Genomic DNA, 2,330 nt, shown 5'->3' with positions numbered 1-2,330 from the left:
TCTTGAAAGACAGTGAAGTTGAGTTAACCAACCGTGGTGAGATCATTGTCAATGACCGCAACGAAACCAATGTGCAAGGTGTATTTGCTGCGGGTGACTGTACCACTGTACCTTACAAGCAAATCATTATTGCCACAGGTGAAGGGGCTAAAGCATCACTCTCTGCGTTTGATTACATCATCCGTTCTGGGCAATAAAATTTAATCCCAAAACGAAAGAGCCAAAGGATAACCTTTGGCTCTTTTTATATTTATGGTTTATATAAACCGTGTTCGACTAAATGTTCCCGTAAAATACGACGCAATTCTAATACAGCTTGTGCTGTCAGTTGGATTGAATGACCACCCGGGAGAACTTTCTCAGACTTTGCACCTTCTAAATGAGCACTTTTGTACGGAACGATGCCATCTGTAATCACATTTGGGTCATCACTCTTGGTAATATTTCCCATAATTGAATGGAAAACTAATCCTTGATGTGGATTAATATTTTTGGTCAGCTCCATAAATTTAGATTGATGACTTAGATCACTTGGTCCATTTTGAATCAAACCATTGTCAATATTACTCAAGAAATCTTTAACATCTAAATTTTCGGTTGTCAGTGAAGTCGCCACAGCCGACAAAAATGCACCCGGTAAACGAATAATTTTACGTGCCGCCAAGGTAAACCAACGATCTGCATAATCTGTACCTCGATGAGGAGAAGCCAAGAAAATTGCACGATCAAAATTATTGATGGAATGGATTTGCAAACGTTCAGTAACCATTGGATGCTTCTTAAAACGGTTTTGCTGACGGATTGTCATCAACTCTAGAGCAGGTTTAGTAATATCTCCATCACTGACCAATAAACGGCTGATAATACCTCCCATGCTATGTCCAACAAGAACAGCATCATGTGCGGCAGGATCATTTGGATTTAGCGAACTAAAAGCTTGTTTAAGCAGTGCATAAATCTGAAAACGGCTTTCCAAAATTGGCATGTTAGTCGAATAGAAAACTTGCCAAACTTGGTAATTGTCTCTTAAAACAGTATCACCCATAACATCATTGGTGAGTGCAATCCACGCCTCAGGACTACTTGCTAAACCATGTACCAATACAATAATTTTCTTATTTGGATTGTACGGTTCAAGCATATAGAGATGTGGCATAGTTAAATGCTGATCGCGATCAATCAGACTTAAATAGGCTGCGACTCCTAAATTATTTTCGGCTAACCATAGTCCATAAGGCGCTGAAAAGTTAGCAGCTAGAGGATATTGTTTGCCTGCTACATTAATATTATCTGTCCGATAAGGATCATAAACTCGAATCAAGAATTCAGGATTATTTATGATTTCTTCGACAGTGGTCGCGTGTTTGGGTTCAGCTACAATAGTCGCAGCTAAGTAGCGTGCATGATGAATATTTGGATTAACACCATTTTTATAATTGTATTTAAGTGGATCTAAAATATACTCATTAATATCTTCACTTCCTGAGCTCGGAAAAACAGCGACAAATTCAGATCCAAAACCATCACGGCGGTTAATGGTTTTTAAGCCTGAAAAATTTAAATTATAACTTGAAATTAATTTTTCTAATTTTTGGCCTGATAATTGTCTATGAAATTCAAAATCAATTGAATAAATACTTTTACCAATATGAATTTGTGGCTCAACCACATTCTTCTTAGGATGCCTTAAATCATAAACGCTGACCATTTTGGCAATTGCCTGATTATAGAAATCTCGAATTTGAACCTGTCTATTATCAAAAATTCGATCATTGGGCTGGCGTTTTGTTGAAAATAGGTAGGCATAGCTATAGCGAATACTATTATCTAATAAACTCAATTGCTGGTCTAAGCAATCATCATATTTATTCTGAATATTCTTTCGTTCTTCTTCAGACTTATGCTTGGTAAATCTGCTTGTTTTACAGTCAGACGTATCTGATAAAGCCATTGCTTTTGCGAGATACATCTCACTTGCAGCTGATAAGAACTGTTCATCTAAAATTTGAGGAAGGTTTTTGAGTTGATTTACACAGGTTTCAGGCGTATCTGTACAAACTTTAGCTTCCTGACCAGACATAGATAAAACATTCAGACTCGCTTCACTGAGTTTATCTTGGGTAAGAATACTATTACGTTCATTTGCAATCGTTACATTCAAAGCTTGCTGTTTAACATTTACGACCTGACAACCACTCAGAATTGAACCGAGTAGTATGACCGTCAACAGTGTTTTGCTTCTTTTTATTGAAAACATTATGGTCAAAATATAGTGGCTCAATGGTAGGTAGATCATACAAATTTTAAAATATTTTTCAAATGATCAAATA

At 36.7% G+C, this 2,330-nt stretch carries 2 protein-coding genes; one reads left to right on the top strand and one right to left on the bottom strand.

The window, feature by feature from the left end; translation table 11 throughout:
• Positions 1-197: FAD-dependent oxidoreductase (locus HUN22_RS16550; protein WP_174731670.1), on the top strand; the 197-nt coding region annotated here is incomplete at its 5' end.
• 53 nt (positions 198-250) lie between these two features.
• Here the strand turns inward: HUN22_RS16550 and HUN22_RS16545 are convergent.
• Positions 251-2,257, bottom strand: a complete 2,007-nt coding sequence (locus HUN22_RS16545) for an esterase/lipase family protein (RefSeq protein WP_174731667.1) — start codon at positions 2,255-2,257, stop codon at positions 251-253.
• Positions 2,258-2,330: the final 73 nt, after the last annotated feature.

The organism is Acinetobacter lactucae, from assembly GCF_013344765.1.
GTDB classification, from domain to species: Bacteria; Pseudomonadota; Gammaproteobacteria; order Pseudomonadales; family Moraxellaceae; genus Acinetobacter; species Acinetobacter lactucae_A.
This window is presented reverse-complemented; position numbering and strand designations above follow the sequence as displayed.

What these genes read in the sequence shown, in the direction of transcription:
- HUN22_RS16545 (WP_174731667.1), bottom strand. Translation starts at nt 2,257, where the DNA reads ATGTTTTCAATAAAAAGAAGCAAAACACTGTTGACGGTCATACTACTC.